Raw genomic sequence first — 18,370 nt, 5'->3', positions numbered from 1 at the left:
GGTTCTTCTCAGTCCTCTCGGTCGGGGTTCCAGCCGCACGCCAGCGACGCCTTGCGGGCCGTGCGGAGCAGGTCGGGCACGAGCGCGATCAGCCCGTCGTAGTCGAGCAGGACCTTGGGCACCGACACCGAGACCGCGGCCAGCACCTCGCCGCGCTGGCCGCGCACCGGGGCGGCCACGCAGTGGATGAAGTCCTCGTGCTCGGAGTTGTCCAGCGCGTAGCCGCGCTCGGCCACCGCGGCCAGCTCGGCCAGGTAGGCCGGGGCGCTGGTGATCGTGTTCGCGGTCATCGGCACGTAGTCGATCGACTCGGCGATCTCCCGGCGGCGCGGCTCGGCGAAGTCGGCGACCAGCACCTTGGCCACCGCGGTGCAGTGCAGCGCGGCGCGCTTGCCGATCCGGGAGTACATCCGCACGTGGTGGCGGCTCTCGTACTTGTCGATGTAGACGACCTCGCCGCCCTCGTAGCTGGCCAGGTGCACGGTGTGCCCGGTCAGGTCGTTGAGCTCGCGCAGCGCGGGCTCGGCGCTGCGCCGCACGTCGCGGCCGTCGAGCGAGCGGTTGGCCAGGTCGAACAGCGCGGTGCCCAGCCGGTAGTGCCGGGCGTCGTCGCGCTGGACGAAGCGGTGCGACTCCAGGGTGCGCATCAGGCGCAGCACGGTGGTCTTGTGCACGCCCGCGGACTCGGCGAGCTGGTCGAGGGTGCGCGGACCCTCGGCGAGCGCGTCGAGCAGCGTCAGCGCGCGGTCGAGGCTCTGGCTCATTCCCGGGCGCTCATCTCCGGGTGGCCCGACTCCCGGGTGGTGCCCGGTTCCTGGCTGGTCATCTCGCGGTGCACCCCTCGTGCGGTCAGGTGCGTGGCGGCCCAGGCCGCCGGGTCGGCGTCGAGCAGGTCGGCGACCAGGTCCCGGGGCAGGGGCACCGCCACGTCATGGTGTGTGCACAGCACGGTAGCGGCCTGCAGGTGACCGGCCCGCAGCCTGCGCGAGGCGGACGCGCCCGCCAGCGTCGCGGCGAGGAAACCGGCGGCGAACGCGTCGCCCGCGCCCACCGGCTCGACGACGTCCACCCGCAGCGCGGGCTCGAACACCTCGGGGCGGTCGCGGCCGGTGAGCGGGTCGCGCTCGAGGAGCGTGGCGCCGAGCTCGCCCTGCTTGACCACCACGGTGGCGGGACCGGGCAGCAGCGCGCGGATGTCGGCGGGCGCGCCGGTGCCCCACACGGCCTCGGCCTCGTCCGAGCCGACCAGCACCACGTCGGCGCGCGCGGCGAGCTCGCGCAGCACGCCCGGGTCGGCGCCGGTCCACAGCGCGGGCCGCCAGTTCAGGTCGAAGGACACCTGGTGGGTGGCGCGGGGCAGGTCGAGCAGCGCGAACAGCAGCGCGAGGCAGTCCGGGGACAGGGCGGCGGTGATGCCGCTGACGTGGACGAAGCACACGCCGTCGAGGTCCACCCGGTCGAGCACGGCCGGGCCCATCGCGGAGGCGGCCGAGCCGGTGCGGTAGTAGCGGACCGGGCTGCCCGCGGCGTTGCTCTCCTTGACGTAGAGGCCGGTCGGCCTGCGCGGGTCCACGCGCACGCCGGAGACGTCCACGCCCGCCTCGGCGACCGCGGCCACCACGGCCCGGCCGAACGGGTCGTCGCCGACCGCGCTCACCCAGCCCGCGCGCACGCCCAGGCGCGCGAGGGTGCAGGCCACGTTGGACTCGGCGCCGCCCACCGTGCGGGTCCAGGTGCGCACCCGGTCGGCGGGCCCGTCCTCGCCGGGCACGAACAGCGCCATGGACTCGCCGAGGCACAGCACGTCCAGACCGGCGGCGACCACCTCGACTCGCTCCACCGCACCCATCCTCCCGGCCCCGGGTGCCGTTGACCGGCACTCGCGAGATGCTACACACTGCGTATCACCTGACGCACTCGTCGTTGCAGAGAACGCAACAGCGGCCGTCTGTCACGATGGAGCCGAGAAGTGCGATCCGACCGGGAGGGGACGCGGTGACGCTCGCTGTCCCGGCTCCGGCGCGCATCGACCGCGAGGCGGTGGCCCGGCTGGCCGAGGAACGGCTCGACTGGCGGTTCAAGTCCGTGCCGCACGGGCTCTTCGGCCACACCGTCGCCGAGGCGCTGGCCCGGCGGCCCGGCCTGTTCACCGACGGGTTCGTCGGTCCCATCGTCGCCCTCGACAACGGCGCCGTCGAGCACAACCTGACCACGATGGCCGCCTGGTGCGCCGAGCGCGGGCTGTGGCTGGCCCCGCACGGCAAGACCACGATGGCGCCCGCCCTGTTCACCCGCCAGCTCGACCACGGGGCGTGGGCGATCACCGCCGCCACGGTCGGCCAGCTGCGGGTCTACCGGGCCTTCGGGGTGAGCCGGGTGCTCTTCGCCAACGAGCTGCTCGACCCGGCGGGCCTGGCCTGGCTCGGGGCCGAGCTGGACGCCGACCCCGGGTTCGAGTTCAGCTGCTGGGTCGACTCGGTGCGCGGGGTCGAGCTGATGACCGCGGGCCTGGCCGGGACCCGGCGGCCGGTGGACGTGCTGGTCGAGGTCGGGGTGCCGGGCGGGCGCACCGGTGTGCGCGACCAGTCGACCGCGCGGGCGGTGGCCGAGGCGATCGCGGCCAGCCCGGCGCTGCGGCTGGCGGGCGTGGGCGGCTACGAGGGCCCGGCGGGCCACGACGCGGGGCCGGCGAGCCTGGCCGCGGTGGCCGAGTTCATGGGCAGGCTGCGCGAGGCGGTCTCCGCGCTGCGCGGTCGGTTCGAGACCGACCAGGTGATCGTGACCGCGGGCGGCAGCGCGTTCTTCGACGTGGTCGCCGACGCCCTCACCGCGCCGTGGCCCGCCGGGGTCGCGGTGCTGCCGGTGTTGCGCAGCGGTGCCTACATCACCCACGACGACGGCTTCTACCGCGACATCTCCCCGCTGGGCGCCCACCCGCGACTGGGTCGGGTGCCACCGCTGCGCTCGGCGCTGCGGGCGTGGGCGCAGGTGATCTCCCGGCCGGAGCCGGGGCTGGCGCTGCTGGCGGTGGGCAAGCGGGACGTGCCCTACGACATCCACCTGCCCGAGCCGCAGGTGCTGCGCACTGGGTCCGGCACGCGGTCGCTGTCGGGCTGCGCGGTCACCGCGCTCAACGACCAGCACGCGTTCCTCTCGCTGGCACCGGACTCGCGGGTGCAGGTCGGCGACTGGGTGGGGATGGGCCTGTCGCACCCGTGCACGGTGTTCGACAAGTGGCCGCTGCTCCCGCTCACGGGGACCGACGGGGAGACCGTGGTCGACCTGGTCCGTACCTTCTTCTGACATGCCTTCCGTGGACACGCTTTCCCATCACCCGACCGAACCGGGTCCCCTGACATGACCGCCCCGGACATCGTCTACCGGGGCGCCACCGTCGTCGACGGCACCGGCTCCCCCGGCTACCGGGCCGACGTGCACGTCGCCGCGGGCCGTGTGGCCGAGATCGACCCCGCGGGTGGTCTGGCGGGCGGCCGGGTCGTGGACGCCGACGGCCTGGTGCTCGCGCCCGGGTTCATCGACATGCACTCGCACTCCGACCTGCGGCTGCTCGCCGAGCCGGACCACCTGGCGAAGGTGTCGCAGGGGGTGACGCTGGAGGTCCTCGGCCAGGACGGGCTGTCCTACGCCCCGGTCGACGACACCACGCTGACGGTCCTGCGCGAGCAGTTGGCGGGCTGGAACGGCGACCCGCCCGGGTTCGACTGGAACTGGCGAGACGTGGGCTGCTACCTGGGCAGGCTGGACAAGGGTGTGGCGGTGAACGCCGCCTACCTGGTGCCGCACGGCACCGTCCGGATGCTGGTGCTGGGTCAGGACGACCGCCCGGCCACCGACGCAGAGCTGGACCGGATGCGCGAGGTGGTGGCCACCGGGCTGCGCGAGGGCGCGGTCGGGCTGTCCGCTGGCCTGACCTACGCGCCCGGGATGTACGCCGACGACCGGGAGCTGACCGCGCTGTGCGAGGTGGTCGCGGCGCACGACGGCTACTTCAGCCCGCACCACCGCAGCTACGGCGCGGGGGCGCTCGAGGCGTACCAGGAGATGGTGGCGTTGAGCCTGCGCACCGGGTGCCCGCTGCACCTGGCACACGCGACGATGAACTTCCCGGTCAACGCGGGCCGCGCGGGCGAGCTGCTGGCGCTGCTCGACGACGCGACGGCCCAGGGGGCGGACGTGACCCTCGACAGCTACCCGTACCTGGCGGGCGCCACCTACCTGTCCGCGCTGCTGCCGAGCTGGGCCGCGGCGGGCGGTGCCGCCGCCACCCTGGCCCGGCTGTCCGATGTGGACACCCGGGAGCGGGTGCGGGTCGAGCTGGAGGAGTCCGGTTCGGACGGTTGCCACGGCGTGCCGGTCGACTGGCGGGCCATCGAGGTCAACGCGGTGCGGCTGGCCGCGAACCGGCACCTGGTGGGCAAGTCCGTCGCCGAGTCGGCGGCGGCGGCCGGGGTGGCGCCGTTCGACCTGTTCGCCGACACGCTGCTCGCCGAGCGGCTGGGCACCTCGTGCCTGATGCACGTCGGCGACGAGGCCAACGTGCGCGCGATCATGGCCCACCCGGCGCACACCGGCGGCAGCGACGGGCTGCTCGTCGGCGACCGCCCGCACCCGCGCGCGTGGGGCACCTTCCCGCGCTACCTGGGCCACTACGTGCGCGAGCTCGGCGTGCTGGGCCTGGAGGAGTGCGTGGCGCACCTGACCGGGCGCCCCGCGCGCAGGCTGCGGCTGGCCGACCGGGGCCTGGTGCGCCCCGGCCACGCCGCCGACCTGGTGCTGTTCGACCCGGAGACCGTCGCCGAGCGGGCGACCTACGACCAGCCGCGGCAAGCGGCGACCGGGATCCCGCACGTGCTGGTCAACGGCGTGCCAGTGATCTCGGACGGGGAGCCAACCGGCGAGCTGCCCGGCCACTCGATCCGCCGGGTGGGGGCCTGATGAGCACGACCGAGAACGCGCGCCAGACCGTCTACATCGGGACCATCGGCGGCGACGGGCTGGTGGTGGCCGAGCTCGCGGACGTCGCGCGCGGCGCGCTCACCGTCACCGGGGCGCTGCCGGAGCTGCGCGAGCCCTCGGCGCTGGCCTTCTCCGCCGACGGCGCCACCCTCTACGCGGTGGCGGAGCTGGCCGAGGGCCGGGTCACCGCCGTCGACGTCAGCGACCCGGGCAGCCCGGCGGTGTGGCAGTCGCAGCCGTCGCTGGGCAACGCGCCCACGCACCTCGCCGTGCACGGCGACCACCTGGTCACCGCGCACTACGGCGACGGCACCGTGGGCGTGCACCCGCTGTCCCCGGACGGCTCGGTCGGCCCGCGCTCGGGCGGGCTCCGGCACCCCGGCCCGGCCCCGCACGCCCACCAGGTGGTCGGCGACCCGAGCGGGCGCTGGCTGCTCGCGGTGGACCTGGGCGTGGACACCGTGTTCGTGCACCGGGTGACCTCCGACGGCGCGCTCACCGAGCACTCGCGGATGCCGCTGGCCCCGGGGACCGGGCCGCGGCACCTGGTGTTCCACCCCGACGGCAGGCGGGTGTTCGTCCTCGGTGAACACCGGCCGGAGATCACCACCGGCTACTGGGACCCGGTGGCGGGCACGCTCAACCCGGGGCCCTCGGTGGGTGTGGTCGGCCCGGGCGCGCCGGACCCGACCTACCCGGCGGAGATCTCGGTGAGCCCCGACGGCCGCTTCCTCTACACCAGCAACCGGGGCGAGGACGCGATCGCGGTGCTCGGCCTCGACAGCGGTGTCCCGGTGCTGCTGCAGTCGGCGCCGACCGGCGGCGCGTGGCCCCGCCACCACGCGCTGGGGCCGGACGGGACCTGGCTCTACGTGGCCAACCAGCACTCCGACTCGGTCACCTGGCTGCCCAGGGACCCGGCCACCGGGGAGCTCGGCCGAGTCGCCGGGAGCGTCCCGGTCCGGGGTGCCGCGATGGTCTCCTTCCCCTGAGGGAGGGGAGCTTGTGCCGCTGCACGCCTCGTTCTACCATCCTCTGCATTGCCGCCAGTGAAACTTACGTTGCATATCGCGCAACCCTCATGGGGGAAAGGACTGTGATCCGATGACCGGCCTGCACACCCTGCTCCCCCGGCCGGTGGTGGTGCGGCCCGCTCCCGGTGAGCACGTGGTGACCTCGGTCGCCGCGGCGACGGATGTGTCCACAGTGGCGCTGGACCCGGTCGCCGTGCCACACCCCGGGGGATACCGACTTTCCATATCGCCGACCGGGGTCGAGGCGGTCGCGCACGACCCGGCCGGGGCGTTCCACGCCACCCAGACCCTGCGCCAGCTGCTCGGCCCGGACGCCTTCCGGGCCGCGGACATCCACCGCGGCCCGTGGACGCTGCCCTGCGGCGTGGTCGAGGACCACCCCAGGTTCGGCTGGCGCGGCGTGCTGCTCGACGTGGCCCGGCACTTCATGCCCAAGGCGGGCGTGCTGCGCGTGCTCGACCTGCTCGCGGCGCACAAGCTCAACGTGCTGCACCTGCACCTGACCGACGACCAGGGCTGGCGGGTCGAGGTGCCCGCGTTCCCCCGGCTCACCGAGGTCGGCGCGGTGCGCGCGGGCACCTGGGTGGGCAGGCAGCCCGACGGCGACCCGACCCACGACAACCGCCCGCACGGCGGCTTCTACACCACCGCGGACCTGCGCGAGATCGTCGCCTACGCCCGCGACCGGCACATCACCGTGGTGCCCGAGATCGACGTGCCCGGGCACTGCCAGGCGGCGATCGCGGCCTACCCCGAGCTCGGCGTCACCGGCGAGCCGGTCGAGGTCTGGCACGGCTGGGGGGTCAGCGAGGACGTGCTGAGCCCCGCCGAGTCCACTGTGGACTTCTTCCGCACGGTGCTCGACCACGTGGTGGACATCTTCGACTCGCCGGTGGTGTGCCTGGGCGGCGACGAGGTGCCGACCACGCAGTGGCACGCCAGCGCGGCGGCCAAGCGGCGCGCGGTCGAGCTCGGCCTGTCCTCTGTGGATGGCCTGCACGGCTGGTTCATCGCCGTGCTGGCCCAGCACCTGGCCACGCACGGGCGCCGGGTGCTCGGCTGGGACGAGATCCTCGACGTCGGCGACCTGCCACCGGGCGCGGTCATCGCGTCCTGGCGCGGCGAGGCCGCCGGGGTGCGCGCCGCGCTGGCCGGGCACGACGTGGTCATGTGCCCCGAGCAGCAGGTCTACCTCGACCACCGGCAGGCCGACCACCCCGACGAGCCGATCCCGGTGGGCTTCGTGCGCACCCTGGCCGACGTGCACGCCTACGAGCCGGTCCCGGCCGAGCTGCCCGCCCACGCCCACCACCGGGTGCTGGGCGCGCAGGCGCAGCTGTGGACCGAGTACCTCGACAACCCCCGGCGGGTCGACTACGCCGCCTTCCCCAGGCTGGCCGCGTTCGCCGAGGTGGTCTGGAGCCCGGGTGAGCCCCGGGACCAGGCGGAGTTCCTGGACCGGGTGGCCACCCACCACCTGCCCAGGCTCGACGCGCTGGGCGTGGAGTACCGGCCACTGGCCGGACCGCGCCCGTGGCAGCTCCGACCCGGGGTGCCGGGCCGCCCCAGACCGGTCCGGTGACCCGCGAGACGTCCGCACGGAGAAAGCGAGGAACGCGCTACCACGAGCACCGCCGAAGATATTCCGGCCCGACCCGAGGGCCGGACCGGAATTGCGCGTCAGTGGTGGTCCGATTGCGGCGAAACGAGCGTGGCGACGAACTTGTACCGGTCACCCCGGTATACCGAGCGGACCCATTCCACCGGTCGGCCCTCGGTGTCGAAGGAATGGCGGGAGAGCAGCAGCATCAGCGCGCCCGCCTCATTGCCCAGCAGCGCCGCCTCGGCCGGGGTGGCCAGCGCGGTCTCGATGGTCTCCTCGGCGTGGCCCAGCGCCACCCCGTAGTACTCCCAGAGCAGGCCGTAGAGCGAGCCGTCGCCGACGTGCCGCTCCAGGCCCGGGAACCGGGCCAGCGGCAGCCGCGAGGTCTCGATGGCCATCGGCTCGCCGTCGGCGCGCCGCAGCCTGCGCAGCCGCAGCACGTCGTCACCGGAGCGGATGCCCAGCAGCAGCGCCAGTTCCGGGTCCGCGGCCCCGATCCGGGCGTCGAGCAGCGAGGACGTCGGGTGCCGCCCGTGCGAGCGCATGTCCTCGGTGTAGGAGGACAGCTGCAGCCGCTGGGTCAGCTTGCCCTCCCCCGCGAAGGTGCCGCTGCCGTGCACCCGGGTCAACCTCCCCTCGGCGGTCAGCTCGGCCAGGGCCTTGCGCACGGTCGTCCGGGACACCCCGAACTCGCTCGCCAGGGCCCGTTCCCCGGGCAGCGAGCCACCCGGGGAGACCACCCGGAGCAGCTCGGCGAGCCGCTCCTTGAGTTCCCAGTGCTTCGGCGTTCGAGGCGATTTCTTGCCATTTTCCACGGCATCGCCGGGCAGGTTCTCACCCATGTCATTCCTTGCTCGCCCAGCCGTCGGCGACCCGCGTCGAGACGGACATCTGATGTCACGTTTAAGCATTTATCTTGACAAGCCCGAGAAGTACGGACCACTCTAATCGCAATGGTCTAAACCACTCAAGTCCTTCGCTCCCCCACCTGTCGGGGGGGCAGCGTCCGGAAGGAAAGCATCACCGTGAGAAGTTGGTCGAAGGCAATGGTCGGGGGTATGGCGGTCGCACTCGCGGTCGCCGGGTGCGCGGGATCGGGGTCGGGCTCGGGCAGCGGAACCAGCAGCGCCGCGCCGTCGGGTCCCCGCACGCTCACCGTGTGGCTGATGAACGGGTCGGCTCCCGCCACGCTGACCGACGCGCTGCACAAGAAGTTCCAGGAAACGCACAAGGACGTCACCGTCAAGTACGAGGTCCAGCAGTGGAACGGCATCCAGCAGAAGCTGACCACAGCGCTGTCGGGCAACGACGCCCCGGACGTCATCGAGATCGGCAACACCCAGGCGCCCAAGTTCGCCTCGGAGGGCGTGCTCGCCGACCTCACCGCCAGCACGGGTGACTTCAACGGCGCGAACTGGCTGTCCAGCCTCAAGGACTCCGGCAACTGGGACGGCAAGCAGTACGCCATCCCGTTCTACGCCGCGAACCGCGAGATCCTCTACCGCAAGGACATGTTCGCCGAGGCGGGCATCGCCGCGCCGCCCACCTCCCGCCAGGAGTGGCTGGACGCGATCACCAAGCTCAAGGCCAAGTTCGGCAGCGACCCGAACTTCCAGGCGCTCTACCTGCCCGGCCAGAACTGGTACACCCTGCTGTCGTTCATCTACGACGAGGGCGGCGACATCGCCAAGAAGGACGGCACCAAGTTCACCGCCACGCTGGACAGCGCCGAGGCCAAGAAGGGCCTGGAGTTCTACAAGCAGCTGATCGACGCCTCGGGCACCAAGGCGCCCAAGGACGCTGACGAGCAGACCCCCGAGCAGGCGGGCATCTACGGCGGCGGCAAGGTCGCCATGATCGTCGCACTCCCGTGGGAGGTCGCCACCGCGGCCAAGTCGGACCCGACGATCAAGGACAAGACCTCGGCCTTCCCGATCCCGTCCAAGGACGCGGGCAAGACCGCGCCGGTGTTCCAGGGCGGCTCGAACCTGGCCATCCCGGCCAACAGCAAGGACCAGGACCTCGCCAAGGACTACCTGAAGCTGATCTCCACCGACGAGTACCAGGGTCAGTTCGCCAAGGCGGGCATGATCCCGGGCACCTCCAAGGACGTCAGCGCGCTGCAGGCCGACCCGGTGAACGCCGCCATGGCCAAGGCATCGACCAACGGCAAGGCCGTCCCGGCGACCCCGGGCTGGGCCACCATCGAGGCGGGTCAGAACCCGATCAAGGACATGCTGACCGCGTACCTGACCGGCGCCAAGACGATCGACGCCGCCACCTCCGACGCCAACGCCGCGCTCAACAAGGCGTTCTCCGGCAGTTGATCGGGACACGATGACATCGACTGTCAACACCGTGCTGCCGGCGGGGTCCCCCCCGCCGGCAGCACGGCCCGGCGCCGGGCGCCGGGCGCGCCGCCCCCTGTCCGACATCGCCCTGCCCTACCTGATGCTGCTGCCCGCCGTGGCGCTGATGGTCGCCCTGCTCGGGTGGCCCGCGCTGCAGGTGATCGCGATCAGCTTCCGCAAGCTCGACCTCGGTGAGCTGGTCCGCGGCGAGATCAAGTGGGTGGGCCTCGACAACTACGCGAACGTGCTCAACGACCCGGAGTTCTGGGTCATCGCCCTGCGCACGGCGGTCTTCACCGTCACCGTCGTGCTCTCCACCCTGCTGGTGGGCCTGGGCATCGCGGTGCTGATGCGGCACCTGAGCACCTGGGTCCGGATCTCGCTGCAGGTCTGCCTGGTGCTGGCCTGGGCCACCCCGATCGTGGCCACCACCACGGTGTTCCAGTGGATGTTCGACCAGGAGTACGGGATCTTGAACAAGACCCTGGTGCTGCTGGGCTTCGACTCCTTCAAGGGGCACTCGTGGTTCGCCAGCGGCGGTTCCACGCTGACCGTGATCGGCCTGCTGGTGCTGTGGCAGGCGGTGCCCTTCATCGCCTTCACCCTCTACGCCGGGCTGCTGAGCACCCCCAAGGACCTCTACGAGGCCGCGGCCATCGACGGCGCGACCGGCTGGCAGGCGTTCCGCGCGGTGAGCTGGCCGTCGCTGCGCCCGCTGCTCATGCTGGTCACGTTCCTGTCGGTGCTGTGGGACTTCAAGGTGTTCGCCCAGGTCTGGGCGATCCGCCAGGGCGGTCCGGACGGGCAGAGCACCACGCTCCCGGTCCTGCTCTACCTCAAGGGCATCGCGGGCAGCCACTTCGGCGTCTCCGCCGCGGTCGCCGTCCTGATGCTGATCATCCTGGTCGCGGTGACCTGGCGCTACATGCGCCTGCTGGTCCGCTCGCCGGAAACGGAGCTCTGAGCCCATGCTGCGCAAGACTCCCGCCCAGCGGGTCGCGCTCGCCGTCTTCGGCCTGGTCATCGCCGTGGTGTTCCTGTTCCCGACGTACTGGATGTTCACCACCGCGCTCAAGACCCCGGCGCAGATCCTGTCCCCGGACTACGACCTGATCCCGCTGTCGGCGACGCTGGAGAACTTCGGCAACGCGATCGCCAAGCCGGGCTTCAGCACCTTCCTCACCAACAGCCTGATCGTGACGCTGGGCTCGGTGGTCTTCGCGCTGGTCGCGGGGCTGCTGGCCGCGGTGCCGCTCGCGCGGATGCGCTTCCGCGGCCGCAAGGGCTTCATCCTGCTGGTCCTGGTCTCCCAGCTGGCGCCGCTCGAGGCGCTGTTCGTGCCGATGTACCTGATCATGCGCGACGCCGACCTGCTCAACTCGCTGTGGGGCCTGCTGCTGGTCTACGTGGCCTTCACGCTGCCGTTCACGGTGTGGACGCTGCGCGGCTTCGTCAAGGGCATCCCGATCGAGCTCGAGGAGGCGGCCATGGTCGACGGCTGCGGCCGGTGGGGTGTGTTCCGCCGGGTCACGCTGCCACTGCTGGGCCCCGGCCTGGTGGCGACCTCGGTGTTCAGCTTCATCACCGCGTGGAACGAGTTCCTCTACGCGCTGGTGTTCATGCGCGACCAGGACAAGCTGACGCTGCCGGTGTGGCTGTCGTCGTTCCGGACCGCGTTCGGCACCGACTGGGGCGGCATCATGGCCGCCTCGGTGATCTACGCGGTGCCCGCGCTGATCTTCTTCCTGCTGCTCCAGCGCAAGCTGGTCGGCGGCGCGACGGCCGGGGCGGTGAAGGGCTGATGGGCGAGGCACGACTGCGCGCGCTGGCCGAGGCCGTGCTGCTGCCCGGGTTCGCCGGGACCACCGCGCCGGACTGGGTCCGCGAGCGGATCGCCGCCGGGCTGGGCGGCGTGGTGCTCTTCGGCCGCAACATCGTCGACGACGAGCAGGTCGCCCGGCTCACCGAGCAGCTGCGCGGTGCGCGCGCCGACGTCGTGGTCGGCATCGACGAGGAGGGTGGCGACGTCACCCGCCTGGACGCGGCCACCGGGTCCAAGCTCCCCGGGCCGCTGGCCCTGGGCGCCGCGGGCGACCTCGGCCTCACCGCCGCGGTCGGCACGGCCCTGGGCGCGCGGCTGGCCGCGTGCGGGGTGACCCTGGACCTGGCGCCCTGCGCGGACCTGACGCTCACCCTGGACGACCCGATCATCGGGGTGCGCGCGTTCGGCTCAGACCCCTACGCGGCGGGCGCGCACGTCGGTGCCTACGTGCGGGGCATGCAGAGCACGGGCGTGGCCGCCTGCGCCAAGCACTTCCCCGGGCACGGGGCGTCCACAACGGACTCGCACTTCACGCTGCCGGTGCTGCCGCGCACGCCGGAGGAGCTGCGCGCGGTGGAGCTGGTGCCCTTCCGGGCGGCCATCGCCGCGGGCGTGCGGTCGGTCATGACCGGGCACCTGGTGGTCCCGCAGTGGGGCGCCGAGCCCGCCACGACCAACCCGACGGCGATCCTGGACGTGCTGCGCGCCGAGCTCGGCTTCACCGGCGCGGTCGTGACCGACGCGCTGGAGATGGGCGCCGTGGCCGGGCACCTGGGCAACGCGGCCGGGTTGGCCGACGCGGCGGTGCGCGCCCTGAGGGCGGGCGCGGACTCGCTGTGCGTGGGCGGTGAGATCGCCGACGCGGGGGCCGTGGCGGCGATCGTGGACCGCATCGTGGCCGAGGTCCGCTCCGGCGGTCTGTCCGAGGAGCGGCTGACCGAGGCCGCGGCGCGCACCAGAGGGCTCGGTGTGCGGCCCGCGGGCGGTGTGGTCGCCCGGGACGAGGCCGAGCTCGGGCTCACCGTGGCGCGCAAGGCGCTGCGGACCAATCACCTGCCACCGCTGGGCGAGCGCCCGCTGGTGGTCGACGTGGAGGTCGAGCCGACCATCGCGGCGGGTCCGGTCCCCTGGGGCCTGGGGCCGCACCTGGTGGGGCTGCTACCGGACGGCACGGCGGTGCGGGTCACCGCGGCCGAGCCGGGCGACCTGCTCGAGACGGCCCGGGACCGCGACGTCGTCGTGGCCACCCGGGACGCCCACCGGCACCCGGCGGTGCTGGACCTGATCGCGGGCCTGGTCGCCGTGGCAGCGGCGGTCGTGCACGTGGAGACCGGTACGGCGGGGCCCGAGCTGGGCACCGCGGGCCGGGTGGACACCTTCGGCGGTTCCTGGTCCAGCCTGCGCGCGGCGGCGGAGACGGTGGCCGCGGTATCCGGACGTCTCAGACAAACCGCCGGCTGACGCCCGACCGAGCAATGACCGCGTGTCACCGACACGCCACAGAGCGGTCCATTCGGATGGCGAGATTGCTCCATTCGAGTGAGACTATTGGTCTAGACCTTGTCCCGAAATATTGGTCTGGACCACGGTAGACAGTGTTATCCCTGCTCCCCTTCGAGGTGAACAATTGTCCAGGTTCAGATGGCATCTGACCGCTGCAGCGATTGCCGCGGCCGCCGTCACGTTCGGAATTGTGGCCGCGCCAGCCAGTGGCGCCGCCTCGCCCACCGCCGAGTTCGAGAAGACCCAGGACTGGGGCTCCGGCTGGACGGGCAAGGTGACGATCCGCAACGGCGGCAGCAGCGCGCTGACCAGCTGGGCGGTCGAGTTCGACCTCCCGTCGGGCTCGAACATCCCGTCCGCTTGGGACGCCGCGCTGACCAAGACCGGTAACCACTACAAGTTCACCAACCTGTCGTGGAACGGCGGCGTCCCGGCCGGCGGCACCGCGTCCTTCGGCTTCAACGGCTCGGGCACCGGCTCGCCGAGCAACTGCACGCTCAACGGCGCGGCGTGCTCGGGTGGCACCAACCCCACCACGACCACGAGCACCACCACGACCCGGCCGTCGAGCACCACCACGACGACGTCGACCACCAAGACGACCTCGTCGACCACGTCGACCACCCCCACCACCACGACGACGACCACGACCACCACGCCGCCGCCCCCCGGTGGCAAGGTCGTCGGGTACTTCGCCGAGTGGGGCGTCTACGGTCGCGGCTACCACGTGAAGAACATCGACACCAGTGGTTCCGCGGCGAAGCTGACGCACATCAACTACGCGTTCGGCAACGTCCAGAACGGCCAGTGCACCATCGGTGACTCCTACGCCGACTACGACAAGGCCTACACCGCGGGCGAGAGCGTCGACGGCGTGGCCGACACCTGGGACCAGCCGCTGCGCGGCAGCTTCAACCAGCTGCGCAAGCTGAAGAAGAAGTACCCGAACCTCAAGGTCATCTGGTCGTTCGGCGGCTGGACCTGGTCGGGTGGCTTCGGCCAGGCGGCGGCCAACGCCACCGCGTTCGCCGAGTCCTGCTACAAGCTGGTCGAGGACCCGCGTTGGGCCGACGTGTTCGACGGCATCGACATCGACTGGGAGTACCCGAACGCCTGCGGCCTGTCCTGCGACACCAGCGGTCCGGCGGCGTTCAAGACCCTGCTCACGGCGCTGCGCGCCAAGTTCGGGTCGAGCAACCTGATCACCGCCGCCATCTCGGCCGACGGTTCCAACGGCGGCAAGCTCGACCTCGCGGACTACGCGGGTGGGGCCCAGTCGCTCGACTGGATCATGCCGATGACCTACGACTTCTTCGGTGCGTGGGACGCCAAGGGCCCGACGGCGCCGCACTCCCCGCTGACCTCGTACACCGGGATCCCGCACGAGGGCTTCAACACCGCGGACGCGGTGGCCAAGCTCAAGAGCAAGGGCATCCCGTCGAGCAAGATCCTGCTCGGCATCGGCTTCTACGGCCGCGGCTGGACCGGCGTGACCCAGGCCGCTCCCGGTGGCACCGCCACCGGCGCGGGTCCGGGCACCTACGAGGCGGGGATCGAGGACTACAAGGTCCTCAAGACCCGTTGCCCCGCCAACGGCACCATCGCGGGTACCGCGTACGCGTTCTGCGGCAACCAGTGGTGGAGCTACGACACCCCGGCGACCATCGCGGGCAAGCGGAGCTGGGCGGCTTCCCAGGGTCTCGGCGGCTCCTTCTTCTGGGAGCTCTCCGGTGACACCACCAACGGTGAGCTGATCTCGGCACTGCGCGGCTAGTCTCCGGCTGGGACGGGCCGGTGTGGGCGGCTGCTCGGGTCAACCCCGGGCAGCCGCTCAGCCCGTTCCCGACCGGTTAGTCCTGTGTGGACGTCCACTGAGGACGTCCAGCGGGGGTCGGCTGGGCCAGGTCACGGCAGTACGCCGAGCAGCTGGCCGATCACCCGGCCGGTGGTCGTCGGGGTCGCCCCGTGGTCGGCGGCGGCCCGGACGGCGGCCTGGTGGTCGTCGAGGGAGACGTCGGCGACCGCGTCGGCCACGCAGTACACCGAGACACCGGCGAGCAGCGGGCCCGCCGCGGCCATCAGGCAGGCGGCGTGCGCGCGGTAGCCGGTGACGAGCAGCTGGTCGCGGCCGTCGCGGTCGAGCAGCTCGCGCAGCGCCCCGAAGTCGAGTCCGCCGGTGCTGTGCAGCACCGGGACCCGCAGGTCCCGGCAGGTGTCGCACAGCTTGCCCACGTTGTGCGCGAGCTCGGCCACCGGCGAGTGCTCGACCGGCTCGGCCACCCGGTGCGGGTCGTGCATGTCGTGCACGAGCAGCAGGGCGCGCTCCGCCGAGACCGGGCGGTCGACCGCGGCGCGCGGCAACCGGGCGGCGGCGGACATGGCGTAGTGCGTCATGGCGGACCTCCTGCTCGTCGAACTTAGGCAAGCCTAACTTAAGCAGGGGCACTGTCCAGGTGGCAGTGCTCACCCCCAGGAGAGTCGCGGAGGTACCACGTGGACGTGGACGACGGGGACGCCGGACTGGAGCTGGTCCACCTGCTGCGCCGGATCACCGGCCGGATGGACCTGATGGGCTCGGAGTTCGCCGCGGCCAACGGGCTGCACCCGACCGACCTGCGGGCGCTGATCCACCTGCTCGACGCCCGCCGCGAGGGCTACGCGGCGACCCCGGGCTGGCTCAGCGGCAAGCTCGCGCTGAACTCGGCCTCGGTCACCGCGCTGGTAGACCGGCTGGTGCGCGCCGGCTACGTGCGCCGCACCAGGGACAACCGGGACCGGCGCCGGGTCCTGCTCGGCGTGCAGGAGGAGGCCGTCCGGCTGGGCTGGGCGTTCTTCGGCGGCGTGATCACCGATATGGTCGCCGCGATGCGCGAGTTCGACGGGGCCGAGCTCGCGGTGGCCAGGAGGTTCCTCGAGCGCATGTACGACGTGGTGCGGGCGGACAAGCCCACCGACCCGACCGTCCGGCTGCTGCCCCTCGACGAGGCGACGACCGAGCGGCTGCTGACCGTGGCGGTGCACGAGGCCCGCCCGATCGATGTGATGCCCCCGGTCCCCGACGGCGAGGTGTGGACCCCGGCCGCGGAGAACGCGTTCCGCGAGTTCCACCGGGCGCACTTCGAGGGCGCCCGCGGCACCCTCATGTACGCGGTGGAGGCGGGCGGCAGCCTGACCGGCATGATCCGGATGGCCCGGCTGTCCCCCGACGAGGCAGAGACCGGCATGTGGCTGGGGCGCTCGGCCCGCGGCAAGGGCATCGGCACCGCGGCGCTCAAGGCGCTGGTGACCGAGGCGGCCGCCGCCGGGGTGCGGCTCATCGTCGCCGACACCACCACCGGCAACGCCGCCGCCCTGGGCGCGCTGCGCACGTGCGGCGCGACGCTGACCAACCACGGGGACGACGTCCGCGCCGAGCTGCCGATCAGCTGACCCGGCCCCGGTGTTGCCACCGGTCCCCCGCTGCCGCAGGGTGGGACCGGTGAACCGGGCCCGGGCCGTCGTCGAACTCCTGGCCGTGGTGCTGGTGACCGGGCTAGCGGTCGCCCCTGGTCCCGCCACCGCCCCCGCGGTCGCCGACAACGGCCTCGCCAGGACGCCGCCCATGGGCTGGAACAGCTGGAACGCCTACGGCTGCGACATCGACCAGGACAAGATCCGGGCGGCCGTCGACGCCCTGGTGACCACCGGCATGCGCGAGGCCGGGTACCGGTACGTCGCCATCGACGACTGCTGGCAGGCGGACGCGCGCACCGACACCGGTGCCCTGCGTGCCGACCCCACGCGCTTCCCCGACGGGATCAAGGCGCTCGCCGACCACGCCCACGCCGTGGGCCTCGACCTCGGCCTCTACGCCACTCCCGGTACCCGCACCTGCGCGAACATCTACGCCGGCTACCCGGGCAGGCTGGGCAGCCTCGGTCACGAGCGCCAGGACGCGGCCACCTTCGCCGCCTGGGGCGTCGACTACCTCAAGTACGACTGGTGCCTGGCCGAACAGGACGGCGTCGACCCGCAGGCCGGCTTCACCCTGATGCGCGACGCGCTGGCCGCCACCGGGCGCCCGGTGGTCTACAGCGTCCACCGCCAGCCGCAGCAACCCGTCGACCGCTGGCGCCCGGCGGTGGCGAACCTGTGGCGCACCACCGGGGACATCAGCGCCGACTGGGGCAGCGTGCTGGACGTCCTGGACCGGCAGGTCGGGCTGGAGCGGTACTCGCGCCCAGGCGCCTGGAACGACCCGGACATGCTGGAGGTCGGCAACGGCCCGCTGACCCTGGCTGAGGACCGGGCCCAGTTCAGCCTGTGGGCACTGCTCAACGCCCCGCTGCTGGCGGGCAACGACCTGACGACCATGCCCGAGTCGGTCCGGGCGGTGTTGACCAACCCCGAGGTGATCGCGGTGGACCAGGACTGGGCGGGCACCCAGGGGTACCGGGTCTTCGACGACGGCGACCACGAGATCTGGCGCAAGCCGCTGTCCGGCGGGGACAGCGCGGTGGTCCTGCTGAACCGCGGCACCTCGGCGGCCACCGTGACCGCCACCGCCGAGCAGCTGGGATTCCCCGGTGTGACTGGATTCGGGCTCCACGACCTGTGGACCGGTCAGACGACCACCACCCGCGCTGGGACGATCTCCGTGTCGGTGCCGCCGCACGGCGTCGTCTTCTACCGGGTCTCGCCGGATCGGGGCTGAGCTCCTGGCCGGTGGCGGTCGTGCCCCGAACACGAACAAGCCCCGGTACTTCTCGATTTCTCGAGAAGTACCGGGGCTCATCCTAATTTTAGTCCGGCGGCGTCCTACTCTCCCACACCCTCACGAGTGCAGTACCATCGGCGCAGGTGGGCTTAGCTTCCGGGTTCGGGATGGGACCGGGCGTTTCCCCACCGCTATGACCGCCGTAACACTATGAAACAAACACAACCAACAACCCCACCAGCAAACCCCTGAGCAGGGTCCCGCGGTGGCGGGGGTGGTTGGTGTCTCAGACACCGCACAGTGGATGCGTAGCATTTTTGTAGCAAGCCCTCGGCCTATTAGTACCAGTCAACTCCACCCCTTACAGGGCTTCCATCTCTGGCC

At 72.3% G+C, this 18,370-nt stretch carries 15 protein-coding genes and 1 rRNA gene; 11 read left to right on the top strand and 5 right to left on the bottom strand.

The window, feature by feature from the left end; all coding sequences use genetic code 11:
- Nucleotides 1-8: 8 nt before the first annotated feature.
- Entirely contained in the window at nucleotides 9-764 is a 756-nt protein-coding gene (locus QSK30_RS11960; RefSeq protein WP_285502269.1) for an IclR family transcriptional regulator, read from the bottom strand.
- A complete protein-coding gene (locus QSK30_RS11955; protein ID WP_502871830.1) occupies nucleotides 761-1,849 on the bottom strand; it encodes a sugar kinase in 1,089 nt (362 codons plus the stop codon). Before QSK30_RS11955 ends, QSK30_RS11960 begins: the two co-directional genes overlap by 4 nt.
- A 146-nt stretch (nucleotides 1,850-1,995) precedes the next feature.
- On the opposite strand from QSK30_RS11955, the gene QSK30_RS11950 reads away from it, so the two are divergent.
- The 4 genes from QSK30_RS11950 (at nucleotide 1,996) to QSK30_RS11935 (ending at nucleotide 7,593) form a co-directional block, all read left to right on the top strand.
- The gene (locus QSK30_RS11950; RefSeq protein ID WP_285502265.1) at nucleotides 1,996-3,303 is read left to right on the top strand and encodes an amino acid deaminase; all 1,308 of its coding nucleotides are present in this window, start codon (nucleotides 1,996-1,998) and stop codon (nucleotides 3,301-3,303) included.
- Between the two features lie 54 nt (nucleotides 3,304-3,357).
- Nucleotides 3,358-4,956 carry an N-acyl-D-amino-acid deacylase family protein gene (locus QSK30_RS11945; RefSeq protein ID WP_285502264.1) on the top strand — a complete coding sequence of 533 codons (1,599 nt, stop codon included), beginning with the start codon at nucleotides 3,358-3,360 and terminating at the stop codon, nucleotides 4,954-4,956.
- Nucleotides 4,956-5,969: a lactonase family protein gene (locus QSK30_RS11940; RefSeq protein ID WP_285502262.1), complete on the top strand. Its 1,014-nt coding sequence runs from the start codon at nucleotides 4,956-4,958 to the stop codon at nucleotides 5,967-5,969. The genes QSK30_RS11945 and QSK30_RS11940 overlap by 1 nt, the downstream gene beginning before the upstream one ends.
- 112 nt (nucleotides 5,970-6,081) lie before the next feature.
- A complete protein-coding gene (locus QSK30_RS11935; protein WP_285502260.1) occupies nucleotides 6,082-7,593 on the top strand; it encodes a beta-N-acetylhexosaminidase in 1,512 nt (503 codons plus the stop codon).
- Nucleotides 7,594-7,691: 98 nt separating this feature from the next.
- On the opposite strand, the gene QSK30_RS11930 is transcribed toward QSK30_RS11935, so the two are convergent.
- Nucleotides 7,692-8,456: a GntR family transcriptional regulator gene (locus QSK30_RS11930; protein ID WP_285502258.1), complete on the bottom strand. Its 765-nt coding sequence runs from the start codon at nucleotides 8,454-8,456 to the stop codon at nucleotides 7,692-7,694.
- A 216-nt stretch (nucleotides 8,457-8,672) separates the two neighbouring features.
- On the opposite strand from QSK30_RS11930, the gene QSK30_RS11925 reads away from it, so the two are divergent.
- The 5 genes from QSK30_RS11925 to QSK30_RS11905 all read left to right on the top strand — a co-directional run bounded on the left by QSK30_RS11925 (nucleotide 8,673) and on the right by QSK30_RS11905 (nucleotide 15,064).
- Nucleotides 8,673-9,941: a sugar ABC transporter substrate-binding protein gene (locus tag QSK30_RS11925; protein WP_285502256.1), complete on the top strand. Its 1,269-nt coding sequence runs from the start codon at nucleotides 8,673-8,675 to the stop codon at nucleotides 9,939-9,941.
- A 10-nt stretch (nucleotides 9,942-9,951) separates the two neighbouring features.
- Nucleotides 9,952-10,929, top strand: coding sequence for a carbohydrate ABC transporter permease (locus tag QSK30_RS11920; RefSeq protein ID WP_285502254.1), 978 nt, complete (start codon nucleotides 9,952-9,954; stop codon nucleotides 10,927-10,929).
- A gap of 4 nt (nucleotides 10,930-10,933) precedes the next feature.
- A complete protein-coding gene (locus tag QSK30_RS11915) occupies nucleotides 10,934-11,767 on the top strand; it encodes a carbohydrate ABC transporter permease (protein WP_502871829.1) in 834 nt (277 codons plus the stop codon).
- Nucleotides 11,767-13,248, top strand: a complete 1,482-nt coding sequence (locus QSK30_RS11910) for a glycoside hydrolase family 3 N-terminal domain-containing protein (protein ID WP_285502252.1) — start codon at nucleotides 11,767-11,769, stop codon at nucleotides 13,246-13,248. The genes QSK30_RS11915 and QSK30_RS11910 overlap by 1 nt, the downstream gene beginning before the upstream one ends.
- A gap of 166 nt (nucleotides 13,249-13,414) precedes the next feature.
- Nucleotides 13,415-15,064, top strand: a complete 1,650-nt coding sequence (locus QSK30_RS11905) for a glycosyl hydrolase family 18 protein (protein ID WP_285502251.1) — start codon at nucleotides 13,415-13,417, stop codon at nucleotides 15,062-15,064.
- A 131-nt stretch (nucleotides 15,065-15,195) separates the two neighbouring features.
- Here the strand turns inward: QSK30_RS11905 and QSK30_RS11900 are convergent, their stop codons facing one another.
- On the bottom strand, nucleotides 15,196-15,684 hold the full coding sequence (locus tag QSK30_RS11900) for an isochorismatase family protein (RefSeq protein WP_285502250.1): 489 nt from the start codon (nucleotides 15,682-15,684) through the stop codon (nucleotides 15,196-15,198).
- A gap of 99 nt (nucleotides 15,685-15,783) precedes the next feature.
- Between QSK30_RS11900 and QSK30_RS11895 the strand changes: the two genes are divergently transcribed.
- Together QSK30_RS11895 and QSK30_RS11890 are read left to right on the top strand one after the other, a co-directional pair.
- Entirely contained in the window at nucleotides 15,784-16,719 is a 936-nt protein-coding gene (locus QSK30_RS11895) for a bifunctional helix-turn-helix transcriptional regulator/GNAT family N-acetyltransferase (RefSeq protein ID WP_285502248.1), read from the top strand.
- A gap of 49 nt (nucleotides 16,720-16,768) precedes the next feature.
- The gene (locus QSK30_RS11890; protein ID WP_285502247.1) at nucleotides 16,769-17,983 is read left to right on the top strand and encodes a glycoside hydrolase family 27 protein; all 1,215 of its coding nucleotides are present in this window, start codon (nucleotides 16,769-16,771) and stop codon (nucleotides 17,981-17,983) included.
- Nucleotides 17,984-18,074: 91 nt separating this feature from the next.
- Here the strand turns inward: QSK30_RS11890 and rrf are convergent.
- A 5S ribosomal RNA gene (rrf, locus tag QSK30_RS11885) occupies nucleotides 18,075-18,191 on the bottom strand.
- Between the last annotated feature and the right edge of the window lie 179 nt (nucleotides 18,192-18,370).

It is taken from the genome of Actinokineospora sp. NBRC 105648 (assembly GCF_030269645.1).
Classification (GTDB): domain Bacteria; phylum Actinomycetota; class Actinomycetes; order Mycobacteriales; family Pseudonocardiaceae; genus Actinokineospora.
This window is presented reverse-complemented; position numbering and strand designations above follow the sequence as displayed.